11 protein-coding genes are annotated in these 15999 nt (G+C 64.7%); 8 read left to right on the forward strand and 3 right to left on the reverse strand.

Features of this window, described 5'->3' with window-relative positions; translation table 11 throughout:
* Nucleotides 1–52 precede the first annotated feature (52 nt).
* Nucleotides 53–757, forward strand: coding sequence for an energy-coupling factor ABC transporter permease (locus V2L18_RS06885; RefSeq protein WP_336177244.1), 705 nt, complete (start codon nt 53–55; stop codon nt 755–757).
* A 170-nt stretch (nt 758–927) separates the two neighbouring features.
* On the opposite strand, the gene V2L18_RS06890 is transcribed toward V2L18_RS06885, so the two are convergent.
* Both V2L18_RS06890 and V2L18_RS06895 read right to left on the reverse strand, forming a co-directional pair.
* Nucleotides 928–2754 carry an IlvD/Edd family dehydratase gene (locus V2L18_RS06890; RefSeq protein ID WP_336177246.1) on the reverse strand — a complete coding sequence of 609 codons (1827 nt, stop codon included), beginning with the start codon at nt 2752–2754 and terminating at the stop codon, nt 928–930.
* A gap of 909 nt (nt 2755–3663) precedes the next feature.
* A complete protein-coding gene (locus V2L18_RS06895) occupies nt 3664–4431 on the reverse strand; it encodes a gamma-glutamyl-gamma-aminobutyrate hydrolase family protein (RefSeq protein WP_336177248.1) in 768 nt (255 codons plus the stop codon).
* Nucleotides 4432–4668: 237 nt separating this feature from the next.
* Between V2L18_RS06895 and V2L18_RS06900 the strand changes: the two genes are divergently transcribed.
* The 7 genes from V2L18_RS06900 (at nt 4669) to V2L18_RS06930 (ending at nt 15539) form a co-directional block, all read left to right on the forward strand.
* The gene (locus tag V2L18_RS06900; RefSeq protein ID WP_336177250.1) at nt 4669–5769 is read left to right on the forward strand and encodes a TRAP transporter substrate-binding protein; all 1101 of its coding nucleotides are present in this window, start codon (nt 4669–4671) and stop codon (nt 5767–5769) included.
* A 535-nt stretch (nt 5770–6304) separates the two neighbouring features.
* Nucleotides 6305–7405, forward strand: a complete 1101-nt coding sequence (locus V2L18_RS06905) for a TRAP transporter substrate-binding protein (RefSeq protein ID WP_336177252.1) — start codon at nt 6305–6307, stop codon at nt 7403–7405.
* 483 nt (nt 7406–7888) lie between these two features.
* Nucleotides 7889–8989, forward strand: a complete 1101-nt coding sequence (locus V2L18_RS06910) for a TRAP transporter substrate-binding protein (RefSeq protein ID WP_336177254.1) — start codon at nt 7889–7891, stop codon at nt 8987–8989.
* A gap of 247 nt (nt 8990–9236) precedes the next feature.
* Nucleotides 9237–10178: a TRAP transporter small permease subunit gene (locus V2L18_RS06915; protein ID WP_336177255.1), complete on the forward strand. Its 942-nt coding sequence runs from the start codon at nt 9237–9239 to the stop codon at nt 10176–10178.
* Nucleotides 10179–10234: 56 nt separating this feature from the next.
* Nucleotides 10235–12898, forward strand: a complete 2664-nt coding sequence (locus V2L18_RS06920) for a TRAP transporter large permease subunit (RefSeq protein WP_336177256.1) — start codon at nt 10235–10237, stop codon at nt 12896–12898.
* Between the two features lie 491 nt (nt 12899–13389).
* Nucleotides 13390–13944 (forward strand): TRAP transporter small permease subunit, encoded by a 555-nt coding sequence (locus tag V2L18_RS06925; RefSeq protein ID WP_336177258.1) that lies wholly within the window; start codon nt 13390–13392, stop codon nt 13942–13944.
* On the forward strand, nt 13944–15539 hold the full coding sequence (locus tag V2L18_RS06930; protein WP_336177260.1) for a TRAP transporter large permease subunit: 1596 nt from the start codon (nt 13944–13946) through the stop codon (nt 15537–15539). Before V2L18_RS06925 ends, V2L18_RS06930 begins: the two co-directional genes overlap by 1 nt.
* A 200-nt stretch (nt 15540–15739) precedes the next feature.
* On the opposite strand, the gene V2L18_RS06935 is transcribed toward V2L18_RS06930, so the two are convergent.
* On the reverse strand, nt 15740–15919 hold the full coding sequence (locus tag V2L18_RS06935; protein ID WP_336177262.1) for a hypothetical protein: 180 nt from the start codon (nt 15917–15919) through the stop codon (nt 15740–15742).
* Nucleotides 15920–15999: the final 80 nt, after the last annotated feature.

Consider the following 15999-nt stretch of genomic DNA (forward strand, 5'->3'; position numbering starts at 1 on the left):
CGCTTGCCGGCGCGCCACGGACCCGCACGAAGGGTGCGGGGAAAGGAACGACATGCATATCGAACCGGGCGTCGTCGACGGCGCCAAGATCGGCTTGAGCTACGCCACCGGCGTCGGCGCCATCGGGCTTGCCGGCAAGATGGCGCTCGACACCATCCGTGAAACCGGCCGCGGCATCGGGCAGATCGGCGGCGCCTCGGCGCTTGCCGCGCGCACGGTCATCACCACCGCGCTGGTGTTCTGCTTCTTCCAGGTACTGCCGCATCATCCCGTCGGCGTTTCCGAGGTACATCTCATCCTCGGCTCCACGCTCTTCCTGATCTTCGGCGCGGGGCCGGCGAGCCTCGGGCTGGCGCTCGGCCTGCTCATCCAGGGCGTGTTCTTCGCGCCGTTCGACCTGCCGCAATACGGCATGAACGTCACGACGCTGATCGTGCCGCTTTACGCGATGAGCTTCCTGGCCCGGCGCATCATCCCGGCCGCCACCGCCTACAAGGACGTGAAGTATTCCCAGGCGCTGGCGCTTTCGACCGCCTATCAGGGCGGCATCGTCTGCTGGGTCGGCTTCTGGGCGCTCTACGGCCAGGGCTTCGGCGCGGAAAACATGGCCAATGTCGCCTCCTTCGGGGCGGCCTACATGACGGTCATCATCGTGGAACCGCTGGTCGATCTCGCCGTGCTGGCGGGCGCCAAGGCGCTCGACAGGCTGTCGGGCTCCGGTCTCGTGCAGGCCCGGCTCTATCAGCCGGCGGCATAACCGGGCGGCGGGACGCCTGCCGCGACATTTGCCATGGCAAAAAAAAAGGGGGCCGTCCGGTTGCGGGCGGCCCTTTTTGTTTGGGAGGGGCGCATGCGCATGCCGCTTGTTCCCCTCTCCCCCACAAGGGGGGAGAGGGAAGCAATCTGCTTGCTTCACCGTGCGACCCTTCAGTGATTGTCGCGCGGCACGCCCGGAATGCCGTGACTGCCGACAGCCGGTGCGGAATTCCCGACGTCCCGGTAGTTCACCGCCGGCCGCAAGACCATGCCCTTGTCGAACTGTTCGACGAGGCCGCGCTGGATCTCCTGCCAGGGCGTCTGGTTCGGCGCGTAGGCGAAGCCGCCCGCTTCCTCCAGCGCCCTGCGGCGGTCGGCAAGCTCGGCGTCGTCGATGAGGATGTCCGCCGTACAGGCGTTGAGGTCGATGCGCACGCGGTCGCCGGTCTTCAGGAGCGCGAGCCCGCCGCCGGCGGCCGCCTCCGGTGCCGCGTTGAGGATGGAAGGCGAGCCGGAGGTGCCCGACTGCCGGCCGTCGCCGATGCAGGGAAGCGCGGTGATGCCGCGCTTGATGAGGGCGGCCGGCGGCTGCATGTTGACGACTTCCGCCCCGCCCGGATAGCCGATCGGCCCCGTGCCGCGAATGAACAGCATCGAATGCTCGTCGATGTCGAGCGCGGGATCCTCGATCCGGTCGTGGTAGTCCTCCGGACCCTCGAAGACGACGGCGCGGCCCTCGAAAGCGTTCGGGTCGTCCGGGTTTTCCAGATAGCGGGCGCGGAATTCCGGGGTGATAACGCTGGTCTTCATGATCGCGCTGTCGAAGAGATTGCCCTTCAGGTTGACGAAGCCCGCATCCTTCATCAGCGGGTCGGAAACCGGCCGGATCACCCTTGTGTCGAGGTTCTCGACGCCCTCGCAATTCTCGCCGATCGGCTTGCCGTTCGCCGTGATCGCGCCCGGGTGCGGCAGCATCCCCGCCTTCATCAGTTCCGCGATCACCGCCGGCACGCCGCCGGCATGGTGGTAGTCCTCGCCCAGATATTCGCCCGCAGGCTGCATGTTGACCAGAAGCGGCACGTGGTGGCCGATCTTCTGCCAGTCGTCGTTCTCCAGCGGCACGCCGAGATGCCGGGCGATGGCATTGAGGTGGATCGGCGCGTTGGTCGACCCGCCGATGGCGGAGTTGACCACGATGGCGTTTTCGAAGGCGGCGCGCGTCATGATGTCGGAAGGCTTCAGGTCCTCGTGCACCATGTCGACGATGCGCCGGCCGGTCAGATAGGACATCTGCCCGCGCTCGCGGTAGGGCGCGGGAATGGCGGCGGAACCGGGCAACTGCATGCCAAGCGCCTCGGCCAGCGAATTCATCGTCGTCGCCGTTCCCATGGTGTTGCAGTAGCCCACCGACGGCGCGGAGGAGGCGACGAGGTCGGCAAAGCCGCCGACATCGATCTCGCCGGCCGCCAGCAGCTCGCGCGCCTTCCACACGATGGTGCCCGAGCCCGTGCGCTGGCCCTTGTACCAGCCGTTCAGCATCGGCCCGACGGAAAGCGCGATCGCCGGAATGTTGACGGTCGCCGCCGCCATCAGGCAGGCGGGGGTTGTCTTGTCGCAGCCGATGGTGAGCACGACGCCGTCGATCGGGTAGCCGTAGAGCAGTTCCACGAGGCCCAGATAGGCGAGGTTGCGGTCGAGCGTCGCCGTCGGGCGCTTGCCGGTTTCCTGGATCGGGTGGACGGGAAACTCGAAGGGAATGCCGCCGGCCTCGCGGATGCCGTCGCGCACGCGCTTGGCGAGTTCCAGGTGATGGCGGTTGCAGGGCGAAAGGTCCGAGCCGGTCTGGGCGATGCCGATGATCGGCTTGCCCGACTGCAGCTCCTCGCGCGTCAGTCCGAAATTCAGGTAGCGCTCCAGATAGAGCGCGGTCATCGCCGGATTGTCGGGATTGTCGAACCAGGCTCTCGAGCGCAACATCCGGCGTTTGTCGTCAGTCATTCCCGTTTCTCTCCCTCGCACGTCGTGGCGCGGCGCTTGAAGCGCCATCATCGGTGCAACACTAATGCGTGCGGGGAAAAAAAATAGCCCGGCAGAGGTGGAGTTTCCTGTCCTCAAAGCCTGACCCGAAAATGGTAGTCGGTTCGTCGCCCCGAATTCTACGCGCCTTCATACCTCTCCATCGTCATCACCCGGCGAAGTCCGGGTGATCCAGCGCGTGCCCCGAATACTGCGGCTGAAGGTGGATTGCCCGGACTTCGCCGGGCAATGACGGCGGAGGGGCATGAGGGGAATAGCCGAAAGCGCGTAGCCCGATACCATTTCCGGGCCGGGCTCTTAGGACGCGGGGGAACCTCCGCGTCGCTCCATCCTCCCGGGACACAACACCTTCGCGGGGATGACGTCGAAGGTGGAAGGCGGTTTGGAGGAAACAGCCTCCTCACCGCACGCCCCATGCCTCGCGTTCGATCTCTGCAGCGTCATCCCGGTTCTGCGAGACGTTACCCAACGGGGCCTATTCGTTGTGGCAGTCGGGACAACAGTAGTAACAGCCATCAATGTTGGGAGCCATTGCAGGATATTGCCGCCGCGCTGCCGCGATTGCGTCTCGACAATTGGAATAGGTTCCCACCTGGAGCCGATTTTCAGGCTTCGGAAATCGAATGCAAGCTCCCGAATCTTCGTTGTGCAACTCGTAGTTCGATCCGCTCGACGAGTCCTGCTTATTCTTGTTTAAGATATATTTCGGCATTTGAGTTTCCTCTCTCTTTTGCAAATTACATATTGCATATTGAATATAATAATGACAATATAACGCAACGTAATTACCCTGCCCCCCCTGCCCGGGGGCGCCTTTCTAATGGACGGACAGTGCGTTCTTTCTCCCGTCCTATTCCGCCGATTTCTTCCTCAACCTTCCCGCCGGCTCTGCCAGTCCCGCATCGCCTGGCCGAAGGCAGCGAAAATCCGCTTCGAGGTCTCGTCCGAGGCGACCCAGTATTCCGGGTGCCATTGCACGGCCAGCGTCCAGCCCTTCGCCCCGTCCGGGTGGGCGGCCTCGATGGTGCCGTCGGCGGCCAGCGCATCGGCGAGAAGGCCCGGCGCCAGCGCATCCACCGCCTGGCGGTGCAGCGAGTTCACCCGCGTCGTTCCGCCGTCCGGGCCGGCGCCGAGCGCGTCGGCGAGGCAGCTTCCCGGTTCCACCGTGATCTCGTGGGCAAGGCCGTAGCGCTCGTCCTGATTGTCGGATTGCGCCGCGCGGTGGTCCTGACGGCCCGGCAGGGTCTGGATCTCGGTGGCCAGCGTGCCGCCCAGCGCCACGTTCATTTCCTGCATGCCGCGGCAGATCGCCAGAAGCGGAATGCCGAGCTCCAGCGCCCGGCGCACCAGCGGCAGGGTGGTGGCGTCGCGCTGCGTGTCGTAGGGTCCGTTCGCCTCGCTCGCCACCCCGCCATAAAGCGCGGGGTGAACGTTGCTGCGCGATCCCGTCAGCATTACCCCGTCGACGCGGGCGAGCACCGCATCGAGATCGATCGCCGGCCCGAGCGAGGGCAGGATCAGCGGAACGGCATCCGAACCGGCTATCAACGCTTCCAGGTAAGTTGCCGCAGCGGCGTGCCAGACATGCCCGTCGGCCGGGCGGACGTCGGCTGAAACGAGAGCGATCGGTCGTGTCATCGTCTTTCTATATCCTTCGCAAACACCCGTATAATATGACTATTTGCGTACAGGGTTCCACATAGAAACGGCAATTTAACTTGTAAATCTATGGGGTGTGCGTCTTATTATCTTGTTTGACGGGCCCCGCTCTGGCGGGGCCGGGCATCGCTGTTCCGGCTGGGACCCGGAGCGTGTGGTGCTGTCGCAGGCGCGGCACGTGCGTGTCGCGCGCTTTTTACTCGGGAGGAATACAGGATGGATCGTCGTTCGTTCTTGAAGAACGCCAGCATCGGTGCGACCGCCGCCGCGGCCACCACGCTCGCCGCGCCCGCGGTCCGGGCCCAGACCACCACCGAAATGGTCATCGTCTCCACGTGGCCGCGCGACTTTCCCGGCGTGGGCACGTCGGCGCAGCGCCTTGCCAAACGGATCAGCGAGCTCACCGAAGGTCGCATCGCCACGCAATATTATGCCGCCGGCGAGCGCGTCGGCGCCTTCGACAGCTTCGATGAGGTCGCCTCCGGCAACGCGCAGGCCTATCTCGGCGCCGACTATTACTGGAAAGGCAAAAATCCGGCCTGGGCGTTTTTCACCGCCGTACCGTTCGGCCTGACCTATACCGAGATCGACGCCTGGATGAAGTTCGGCGGCGGACAGGCTCTGTGGGACGAACTGGGCGATGAATTCGGCCTCAAGTGCATGGCGGCCGGCAACACCGGCAGCCAGATGGGCGGTTGGTTCAACAAGGAAGTGAACACGGCCGACGACCTGAAGGGTCTGAAGATGCGCATGCCGGGGCTTGGCGGCGACGTCCTTGCCAAGCTCGGCGCCTCTCCTGTCTCGCTGCCCGGCGGCCAGATCTACGAAAACCTCGTCTCCGGCGCCATTGACGCCACCGAGTGGATCGGCCCGTGGAACGACTATTACCTGAAGCTCTACGAAGCCGCGAAATACTACTATTACCCGGGCTTCCACGAGCCGGGCTCGCAGCTTTCGCTTGGCATGAACAAGTCCTGGTACTCCAAGCTGCCGGACATCGACAAGCAGATCATCGAAGCCGCCTGCATGGAGGAAAACGGCAAGCAGATGGCGGAGACCAACTGGAACAACGGCATCTTCCTCGACAAGCTGACCAACGAACATGGCGTGAAGCTGCGCAAGTTCTCCGACGAGATCTATGACGCGTTCGGCAAGGCCTCGGACGAGGTGTTCCAGGAAGCGATCGAGACCAACGACATCACCAAGCGCACCTATGAGAGCTTCGTGGCGGCGCGGTCCAATGTGGGGCGCTGGATGCTGCTGGCCGACACCGGATACACCGAGATGCGCAACCGCGTGCTCGGCATCTCCGTCTGATTTCCCGCCGCCGCGGGTCTTCGGACAAGGCAGGCGGCGGAGCCGGGCTCCCGGGAGGGAGAGCGATGGGGGCGATGCGGGAAACCGCATCGCCCTTTCCCGTTTCGGGCTTTCCTTCGGGGTGATTCCCGCATCGTCAGTCGTTTTCTCCACAGGCTTCATCCGGCTTCGTCGCGACGAAACCCGTGTCCACCCCGCCCGCCCCCCACCCCGGCCCCCACCCCGATACCCGCCCAGCAGTTGCCCGATACCTGCCCTGTTCCCCACGCCGGCGCGCGCGAGGCTCTCGTAACGGCTCCAAGGCAAGCATGCGAATTTGCCATGTATAGCGAAATATAATGTCGAAACGACGTAGCAGATGCGACAAATCTTCCGATTGTACGACGCAATGTGAGTTTTTCTTGTGCGGCGGCAGCGCCTGCGCAATATAGCGATTTCCGGGCCTTACGTGTCCGGTTCGCATGCCTCGTTTCGCTGGGGCACGTGTAACGAGCGTTGCGTCATAAGCCTACGCAATAATTGGGAGGAATGTATTATGGATCGTCGCTCATTTCTGAAGAAGGCGGGTGTCGGAACCGCGGCCACGGCCACCGCGGCGCTTGCCGCACCTGCGGTGCGGGCGCAGACCACCACGGACATGGTGATCGTCGCGACCTGGCCGCGCGATTTTCCGGGCCCCGGCACCGGCAGCCAGCGGCTCGCCAAGCGCATTGCCGACCTTTCCGAAGGCCGCATCAACGTGCAGTACTTCGCCGCCGGCGAGCGCGTCGGCGCCTTCGACGTGTTCGACGAGGTGGCGTCCGGCAACGCGCAGGCCTATTGCTCGGCCGACTACTACTTCAAGGGCAAGGATCCCGGCTTCTCCTACTACACCTCCGTTCCCTTCGGCCTCACCTACGCGGAGATGGACGCGTGGATGAAATTCGGCGGCGGCCAGGAGCTTTGGGACGAACTGGCCGACGGCTATGGCCTCAAGCCGTTTGCGGCCGGCAACACCGCCACCCAGATGGCCGGCTGGTACAACAAGGAAATCAACTCCGTCGACGATCTGCGCGGCCTCAAGATGCGTATTCCGGGCCTCGGCGGCGACATCATGTCGAAGCTCGGCGTCGCGCCCGTCTCGCTGCCGGCCAGCCAGAGCTACGAGGCGCTGGTCGCAGGCACCATCGACGCGGCCGAATGGATCGGCCCGTGGAACGACTATTTCCTGAAGTATTACGAGGTCGCGAAGTACTACTATTATCCGGGCCTGCACGAAGCCGCCTCGCAGCTTTCGATGAGCGTCAACAAGTCGTGGTTCTCCGGCCTGCCGAAGATCGACCAGGAGATCATCAGAGCCTCCTGCATGGTGGAGAACGCCATGATGACGGCCGAGTTCAACCACAACAGCGGCCTCTACCTCGACAAGCTGATCAACGAGCACGGCGTGAAGCTGCGCCGCTTCCCCGACGAGGTGCTGGACGAAATGGGCGTGGCCGCGGAAGCGGTGTTCCAGACCACCATCGAGCATTCCGACCTCACGCGCCGCATCCACGAGAGCTTCCTCAAGGCGCGGGCCGATCTGGGTCGCTGGATGCTGCTGGCCGATACCGGCTACACCGAGCAGCGCAACCGGGTGCTCGGCATCACGGTCTGATCGGCAAGACGGCTGCCGCCTGCCGTCGTTTCGGCGGGCGGCGTGGCGTCGCCATCCGGCGGTTTCCGGCCGCTTAGCGGAAACTCGACCGGATGATCAAATACGTCAGCAGTCCTTGCCTTTTCGTATGACGCTACGTAAACATACGCCTCCGCCCGGCGGGATTCGTCGGGCGGGGCCGGAATATCCGCTCGTCAGGGTAATTCGGTTCCGCGCGTTCCGATACCGGAAAGCAAAGGTGTACTTATCGCGGTCCGGGTCCTCGTATTCGTCTGCACAAAAATGCGCCAGATAATATCGTATTCATAACTCGTGGCCGTATGCGAGACTTTGGCTTGTATACTGTCAGGACATGCGCTTTATATCAGAGCCGGGACCCTGAGGAGGGGAACGGCGCGCTTCAAACCGGGCGGGGAGGCCGGGAGAGGCGCCGTTGAATGCGCGACTTGCCGGACGCGCACATTCAGTTTGGGAGGTTTTTTCATGAATCGTCGCTCGTTTTTGAAGAATGCCAGCATTGGTGCGACGGCCGCTGCGGCCACCACGCTCGCCGCGCCCGCGGTCCGGGCGCAGAACGTCACCGACATGGTCATCGTTTCCACCTGGCCGCGGGACTTTCCCGGCCTCGGCTCGTCCGCGCAGCGGTTGGCCGCGCGCATCGGCGAGCTGTCGGAGGGGCGTCTCGCCGTCCAGTATTTCGCGGCCGGCGAGCGCGTCGGCGCCTTCGACAGCTTCGATGAAGTGGCTTCCGGAAACGCCCAGGCCTATATCGGCGCCGAATATTACTGGAAGGGCAAGCACCCCGCCTTTGCCTATTTCGCTTCCGTGCCGTTCGGGCTGACCTATCCGGAAATGGACGCCTGGATGAAGTTCGGCGGCGGCCAGGATCTGTGGGACGAACTGTCCGACGGCTTCGGCATCCAGGCGTTCTCCGCCGGCAATACCGGCGTGCAGATGGGCGGCTGGTTCAACAAGGAAATCGAGACGGCCGATGATCTGAAGGGCCTGAAGATGCGCATGCCGGGTCTCGGCGGCGACGTTCTGGCCAAGCTCGGCGCCTCGCCGGTCTCGCTGCCCGGCGGTCAGATCTACGAAAATCTCGTCTCCGGCGCCATCGATGCGACCGAGTGGGTGGGGCCCTGGAACGATTACTTCCTGAAGCTCTACGAGGCGGCGCAATACTACTACTACCCCGGCATGCACGAGCCCGGCCTGCAACTGGCGCTGGGGACCAACAAGTCGTGGTACTCCGGCCTGTCGAAAATCGACCAGCAGATCATCAAGGCCGCGTGCATGGAGGAAAACGCCATGCAGGCCGCCGAGACGAACCAGAACAACGGCACCTACCTCGACAAGCTCATCAACGAGCACGGCGTGAAGCTCAGGAAGTTCTCCAACGAGATCTACGACGCCTTCGGCGAGGCCTCCGAGGCGGTGTTCGCCGAAACGGTGGAGCATTCCGATCTCGCCAGGCGCACGCACGAGAGCTTCGCCAAGGCGCGCTCCGATCTCGGCCGCTGGATGCTTCTGGCCGATACCGGCTACACCGAGCAGCGCAACCGCGTGCTCGGCATCACCGTGTGATCGCAGGCGATGCAAACCCGCGGGCGGCCCCACCGGCCGCCTGCGGACGTTGCAGGCCTGAGCGAATGTCCATGGTTCCGCTGTTCCATGGTTCCGCGTCGTCGGGATGCTGCGTCACCAAGGTTTCGATAGGCGGCGGGTGCGGCGATATCGTCGCGCCGCCGCAACACTGATCGAGGCAAAGATCGCGATACCGCTCGCAACAGCAGCCCGGCTCGGACCGGGCGCCAGGTCGAACGAGAACATTATGATTTTCCGTCTCTTCGGCTGGTCGGTTCTGGCCGTCCTCGCCGCCTATCTCCTCAACGACTACCTGACCTACTGGCAGGGCATGCCGGGCCCTGCGGCGTTCGGCTCGGGCGATCCGCTGGCGCTGCTGCAGGCCGGCATTTACGTGGTGGCGATCGGCCTCGGCGCCGCCTACGTGCTCAGCCACAAGGAGACGCCGCTGCGCGCCGATTCCCGGCGGATCTCCGACATCAACGCCTTCCTCATCCGCGCCGCATTCTGGATGGTGGTCACGGTCGGGCTCGCCGATATGGTGATCTCGTTCCTGCGGGTGGAAGGGTTTCTGGAGGCGCTCGTCGGTCATCAGATCGCCGGCGATCTCGGCCGTTCGCAATGGCGCGGGCCCTATGTCCACATGCCGCTGATCGGGCTCTCGATCGTGCTGGCCGCCTTCACGCGCACGCTGGGCTTTCCCTGGCTGGCGCTGCTCGTCGTCGCGGCGGAGCTGATGATCGTGATCTTCCGCTTCGTGTTTTCCTACGAGCAGGCCTTCATGGCCGATCTGGTGCGCTTCTGGTACGCGGCGCTGTTCCTGTTCGCCTCCGCCTACACGCTGAAGGAGGAGGGGCACGTGCGCGTCGACGTGTTCTACACGAACTTCTCCGTGCGCACGAAAGGCTACGTCAACGCCTTCGGTTCGGTGGTCTTCGGCATCGCGCTGTGCTGGGTGATCCTGGTGGTCGGCATGGGCGGCAAGTCCAACATCATCAACTCGCCGCTCCTGTCGTTCGAGACGACCCAGGCCGGCTTCGGGCTCTACGTGAAGTATCTGATGGCCGGCTTCCTCGCCATCTTCGCCACGTCGATGATGATCCAGTTCGTCAGCTATTTCCTCGACGCGGTGGCCGATATCCGCGGCGAGCCGGGCGGGCGCGACCACGACGTCCACGCCATCCAGTAGCCAGCCAGAAAGCCGGGCGCCAGCCCGTCCGGCACGTCCTGCCCAGAGAGATTTTCATGGAACTCTTCTTCCTTCTCTTTCTCATCCTGATGATGGCTCTGACGCTCGGTTCCGGCTTTCCGGTGGCCTTCGCGCTGCCCGGTTCGGCCATCGTCACCATCGCGATCGCCGCCACCGCCGGCTGGCTGTTCGCCGGCAGCACGGATGCCTATTTCGCTCTTGGCGGGCCCTCGCAGTGGCTTTCGGCCGGCGTCACGAATTTCCGCGGCGTCTACTGGGAGGCGGAGCGCGACACGCTGATCGCCATTCCGCTCTTCGTCTTCATGGGCATCATGCTGCAGCGCTCCAAGATCGCGGAGGACCTGCTCGTCACCATGGCGACGCTGTTCGGCCCGGTGCCCGGTGGCCTGGGCATCTCCGTCGTCTTCGTCGGCGCGCTGCTGGCGGCCACCACCGGCATCGTCGGCGCCACTGTGGTGGCGATGGGCCTGATCTCGCTGCCGGCCATGCTGCGCTCCAACTATTCCGTGCCGCTCGCCACCGGAACCATCGCCGCATCGGGCACGCTCGGCCAGATCATCCCGCCCTCCATCGTTCTCATCATCCTGGCCGACCAGCTCGCGAGCGCGGTCGATCAGGCCGGTACGTTGCGCCAGCAGCTCTACAAGGCCTCGACCGGCGAGCTCTCCATGCCGTCCGATTTCGGCGTGGTCTCCACCTCGGCCGGCGAAATGTTCCTCGGCGCCTTCATTCCCGGTCTTCTGCTGGTCGGGCTCTACATGCTGTTCATCCTCGGCTTCGCCATTGCCAAGCCGCATCTGGCACCGTCGGTCCACACCGGCGAGAAGATCACCGGCGCTTTTCTGGCCAAGGTCGCGATGACGCTGATCCCGCCGCTGGCGCTGATCTTCCTGGTGCTGGGCTCGATCATCGCGGGCGTGGCCACCGTCAACCAGGCTGGCGCCATCGGGGCGGCCGGCGCCATGGTGATGGCCGGCTACCGGTTGCGCGACGGCGAGAAGGGAGCCTACCGGCCGGCGACGATCACGGTCATCGCGCTCATCGCCCTTGCCGTGGTGATCGGCTTCCATTCGGTCAACATTAAGAACATCCAGACCAGCGCCGACATGCTGGCGCTGGTGGTGGCCGGCATCGCGGTGTCGCTGCTGCTGATCTCGATCCTGTGGAGCGGCTGGCGCACCATCAAGTTCGAGGACACGCTCAAGGGCGTGATGATCGAGACGGCGAAGACGTCCTCGCTCGTCTTCATCATCCTGATCGGCGCAGCCATGCTGACGGCGGCCTTCCGGGCGTTCGGCGGCGAGGAGCTGGTGCGCGAGTTCCTGCAAGGCCTGCCCGGCGGCTTCTGGATGCAGTTCTTCATCGTTATGATGGTGATCTTCCTCCTCGGCTTCTTCCTCGATTTCATCGAGATCGCCGTGGTCGTGGTTCCCATCGTGGCGCCGATCCTGCTCGCCGATCCCGGCGCCAACGTCACCGCCGTGTGGCTGGGCGTGATGATCGGCCTCAACATCCAGACCTCGTTCCTCACCCCGCCCTTCGGCTTCGCGCTGTTCTATCTGCGCGGCGTCGCCCCGCCCACGGTGCGCACGATCTCCATCTACAAGGGCGTCGTCGCCTTCATCGGCTTGCAGATCCTGGCACTCGTTATCGTCGGCTTCTATCCGGCGCTGGTGAACTACCTGCCGAACCGCGTCTCGCTGATGTCGGAAACGGCGCCGCCGCCCAAGAACCCGCGCCTGCAATATTGCCTGGAGGAGTGGGACCGCGAGCAGTTCGCCGAAAACGGCGACCAGATCCGCGCGGCCATCGAGAAGGCGCGGGGGCTCGACCTTTCCGCCCTGCCGAAAGACCTCCGCGACGATCTTTCCGAGGCGATCGGCAAGGCCGGCGAGGCGATGCCGGCGATGGAGGCGATCGTCGCGGCCGAGAACGCGGTCGATCAGGCCGCCGTCGCCTACCGGCCGCTGCACGACGAGGTGCGCGCGATCGAACGCGACATTCGCCGCCTCGACACGCGGATCGACGATCAGGAACTGATCGTGCGCCGATCCGGGCCTACCGGCATCTACTCCGAGGCCGCCGGCGAGCGGGCGGCCGCGAAGATAGAGACGCTGAAGGCCCAGCGGGCGGAGCTTCAGGCGCAAATTCCGGCCGAATGGAAGGAGAAGCATGCCGCCTTCTCCAAGATCCAGCGCGCGGAAAACGTCGCCCGGCTGACCTTCCGCCGCACGACCGATCAGGCCTACGAGCCCTTGCAGGAGGTGCTGAAGGTGCTGCGCGACGCGGATGCCTATGCCGCGCTCGCCGACGATCTCAAGACGCTGGAGCCGAAGCTCGACGAACTCGATCCGCAGGCCTACGTCGACTACGTGGAGGGGATCCGCTCGCGCGTCAGTGACGTGGAGGGGGCTTCGGACGTGCGCTCCGGCATCAACGACGTGCGCAAGGCGATGCGGTCGAAGACGCCTGACAAGGACGCTGCGCGGGCCGCGATCGCGAAGACGATGGCGACCTTCGAGGCCGGGCTTTCGTGGCGCGAGCAGGCGGTGAAGACGCTGCTGCCGGAGCTTGCCGCCTATGAGGCGGCGATCCGCGACACGATCGGCCTGCGCGCCCAGCCGCGCCTGCCGCGCGAACAGGCACTCTTCGTCGCCGCCTGCTCGTCGGGTCACCGAGACGTGTCGCTGAGCTTCTGATCAGGCGCGTCACCTGCGGGCCCTCGGCCCTGACCACACGAACGAAACCGGGATCCGTGCCGCGATGGAACGGATCCCGGTTTCTGCGTTTCAGGAACGTTCGCGGCTGGACAGGAGCAAGTCGCCCGTCCTTCGAGACAACCGCTTCGCGGTCTCCTTGGTGTCTGGTCCGGGAGTGGTACTATAATACGAAAATTCTGCACTGGTAGGCGTCTGCCCACGTAGAGAACCACAGGCACCATTGTCATCCCCGCGCAGGCGGGGATCCAGTAACCACAAGATTTTCTTAGGGAATTGAACATCAGCCCTCACACGGGGCTGGATTCCCGCCTTCGCGGGAATGGCGGTCAGAGGACGAAGCCCGAACCAGACATCCCCGGCCTCGCGGAAGCGCGCCGGCCGGCGCGTCAGCGCGGGCTTTCGCTGCGTGAACGTTTTCATTTCGCCCCGTCAATGCTATGCGAACGCGACGTTCATACGGGATTCTTCCAATGCTCACCGTCGCCGCCGCCATCGACCGCTTCAACTGCGCCATCGGGCGTGCCATTTCGTGGGCGATGCCGGCGATGGTGGTCATCCAGGTCGCCGTCGTGCTGATGCGCTACGTCTTCGGGATCGGCTCGATCTGGATGCAGGAATCCATTGTTTACCTGCATGCCGCAACGTTCCTGCTGGCCGGCGCCTACACGCTCGCCGTCGATGCGCATGTGCGCGTCGACATTCTCTATCGCGAGGCGCGGCCGCGGGTGAGGGCGGCTGTCGACACGTTCGGCACGCTGTTCTTTCTCCTGCCGATGTGCGCCGTCATCCTGTGGGTCTCGAGCCCCTATGTCGCCCGCTCGTGGTCGATCCTTGAAGGCTCGCGCGAGACTTCCGGCATCCAGGGCATCTACCTTCTGAAGACGCTGATCCTCGTCTTCGCCGGGCTGATGGCGCTGCAAGGCGCAGGCATCGTGCTCAAGGGCCTCGCCGCGCTGGCCGGCCGGCCGGCCGCGCTTCGCCGCTTCACCCGCGAGGCGGGCGCCGACGGCGAGAGGGTCGCGTGATGCTGTTTGGTTTCAATCCGGCCGATCTTCTCCATTCGCTCGACATCGCCATGTTCGCGGTCGCCTGCGTTTTGCTGATGACGGGCTACCCGGTCGCCTTCACGCTTGCCGGCGTCGCGCTCATCTTCGCGCTGCTCGGCCATTTCGCCGGCGCCTCGCTGTCGCTGGCCGCCCTTCCCTCGCGCATCTTCGGGCAGATGACCAACGAGGTGCTGGTCGCCGTCCCGCTCTTCATCTTCATGGGTGTGGTGCTGGAGCGTTCGCGCGTCGCCGAGGATCTGCTGGAATCGATGGGCCGTCTGTTCGGGCGCATGAATGGCGGGCTGGCGCTCGCGGTCACGCTGGTCGGCGCGCTGCTGGCGGCCTCCACCGGCATCGTCGGCGCAACCGTCGTCACCATGGGGCTGATGTCGCTGCCGACCATGCTCCGGAACGGCTATTCGCCGGCGCTCGCGTGCGGCGGCATCGCAGCGGCCGGCACGCTCGGCCAGATCATCCCGCCCTCCATCGTTCTCGTCATCCTCGGCGACCAGCTCTCCACGGCCTACCAGAAGGCGCAGATGGAGATGGGCAATTTCGCGCCCGACACCGTTTCCGTCGGCGATCTCTTCGCCGGCGCCCTGCTGCCGGGGCTGATGCTCGTCGGTCTCTACATCGCCTGGCAGATGGTGGTGGCCCTGATCCGGCCGAAGGCCGCGCCCGCCATGGCGGAGGCCGGTGCGGACATGCCGAAGGGCGAAATCCTCGCAGCGCTGATGCCGCCGGTGATCCTCATTGTCGCCGTGCTGGGCTCGATCCTCGCCGGCATCGCCACGCCGACGGAGGCCGCCGGCGTCGGGGCGGCCGGTGCGTTGCTACTCGCCGGCAACCGGCTCACCACGGGGGCGAGCCGCGCCGTGCAGATCGCGTTCGTCTCGCTCATCGGCCTGCTGGTGCTCACCGCGTTCATGGATCTCAGGCCCATGCGCGACGAGATCCCTGCCGTTGATCTCGCCGGCATCGTGCTGGCGGCGGCACTTTCGCTCGCCTTCGCCGCAAGCTTCCTGCTGGTGCTGACGCGGCTCACCCGTGCCGGCATTCTGGGCGATGTCTCGCGCCAGAGCGCGCGCATCACCTCGATGGTCTTCGCCATCGTCATCGGGGCGAGCTTCTTTTCCCTCGTCTTCCGCGATCTCGGCGGCGAGGAACTGGTGAAGTCGGCGCTGTCGGATCTTCCCGGCGGCACGCTCGGTGCCGTCATCGCCGTCATGGCGGTGATGTTCGTCCTCGGCTTCTTTCTCGATTTCCTGGAGATCGTCTTCGTCGTCGTGCCGCTGGTGGCGCCGGTCCTTTTGAAGATGGAGATGCCCGGCGGCGCGCCGATGAGCCCGGTCTGGCTGGCCGTTATGATGGCGGTCAACCTGCAGACCTCGTTCCTCACCCCGCCCTTCGGCTTCGCGCTGTTTTATCTGCGCGGCGTGGCGCCCGACAGCGTGCGCACCTCGGCGATCTACAAGGGCATCATCCCTTACGTGATCCTGCAGGTTGCGGCGCTGGCGCTGATCTGGTTCGCGCCCCAGGTCGCGACGTGGCTGCCGACGGTCATTTACGGGTAGTGAGGGGGCATTTACGGGTAGTGAGGGGGCGCGACGCAAGCGGCCAATCCTTCGAGACGCGCTCTGTCGAGCGCTCCTCAGGATGACGTTGTGTCTCTTGATGTTTTCTTCAAGACCAACCCCACGATAACGTCATCCTGAGGAGGCCGCAGGCCGTCTCGAAGGATGGGCGACTTGCTCCCATCCCCTTGTGAATCGCCCTAGATCCCCCGCGCCCAGCACCCCACGGCCAGGATGACGTAACCGATGGTCACCATCCACAAAGGCGCGATCGGCAGGATGAAGACCGTTGTCACCGCGTCGAGGAGACCGATGACGGCGAAAACCAGCGAAACCAGAAAAATCGTCCGGCTCGGCGCGTGAATGTGAATACGTCTCATGAATTGGCCCCTTGCTTGCTGTGCCGCGACGTTGCGGATTCAGCCCTTCCGCGCGCATGAAGACTTGCCGGCTTCTGCCG

Source organism: Breoghania sp. JC706 (assembly GCF_037026715.1).
Lineage (GTDB): Bacteria > Pseudomonadota > Alphaproteobacteria > Rhizobiales > Stappiaceae > Breoghania.

Coding starts and splice junctions, on each gene's coding strand:
- V2L18_RS06910 (WP_336177254.1), top strand. CDS start 7,889: ATGAATCGTCGCTCGTTTTTGAAGAATGCCAGCATTGGTGCGACGGCC.
- V2L18_RS06915 (WP_336177255.1), top strand. CDS start 9,237: ATGATTTTCCGTCTCTTCGGCTGGTCGGTTCTGGCCGTCCTCGCCGCC.
- V2L18_RS06935 (WP_336177262.1), bottom strand. CDS start 15,919: ATGAGACGTATTCACATTCACGCGCCGAGCCGGACGATTTTTCTGGTT.
- V2L18_RS06930 (WP_336177260.1), top strand. CDS start 13,944: ATGCTGTTTGGTTTCAATCCGGCCGATCTTCTCCATTCGCTCGACATC.
- V2L18_RS06905 (WP_336177252.1), top strand. CDS start 6,305: ATGGATCGTCGCTCATTTCTGAAGAAGGCGGGTGTCGGAACCGCGGCC.
- V2L18_RS06895 (WP_336177248.1), bottom strand. CDS start 4,431: ATGACACGACCGATCGCTCTCGTTTCAGCCGACGTCCGCCCGGCCGAC.
- V2L18_RS06925 (WP_336177258.1), top strand. CDS start 13,390: ATGCTCACCGTCGCCGCCGCCATCGACCGCTTCAACTGCGCCATCGGG.
- V2L18_RS06920 (WP_336177256.1), top strand. CDS start 10,235: ATGGAACTCTTCTTCCTTCTCTTTCTCATCCTGATGATGGCTCTGACG.
- V2L18_RS06900 (WP_336177250.1), top strand. CDS start 4,669: ATGGATCGTCGTTCGTTCTTGAAGAACGCCAGCATCGGTGCGACCGCC.
- V2L18_RS06885 (WP_336177244.1), top strand. CDS start 53: ATGCATATCGAACCGGGCGTCGTCGACGGCGCCAAGATCGGCTTGAGC.
- V2L18_RS06890 (WP_336177246.1), bottom strand. CDS start 2,754: ATGACTGACGACAAACGCCGGATGTTGCGCTCGAGAGCCTGGTTCGAC.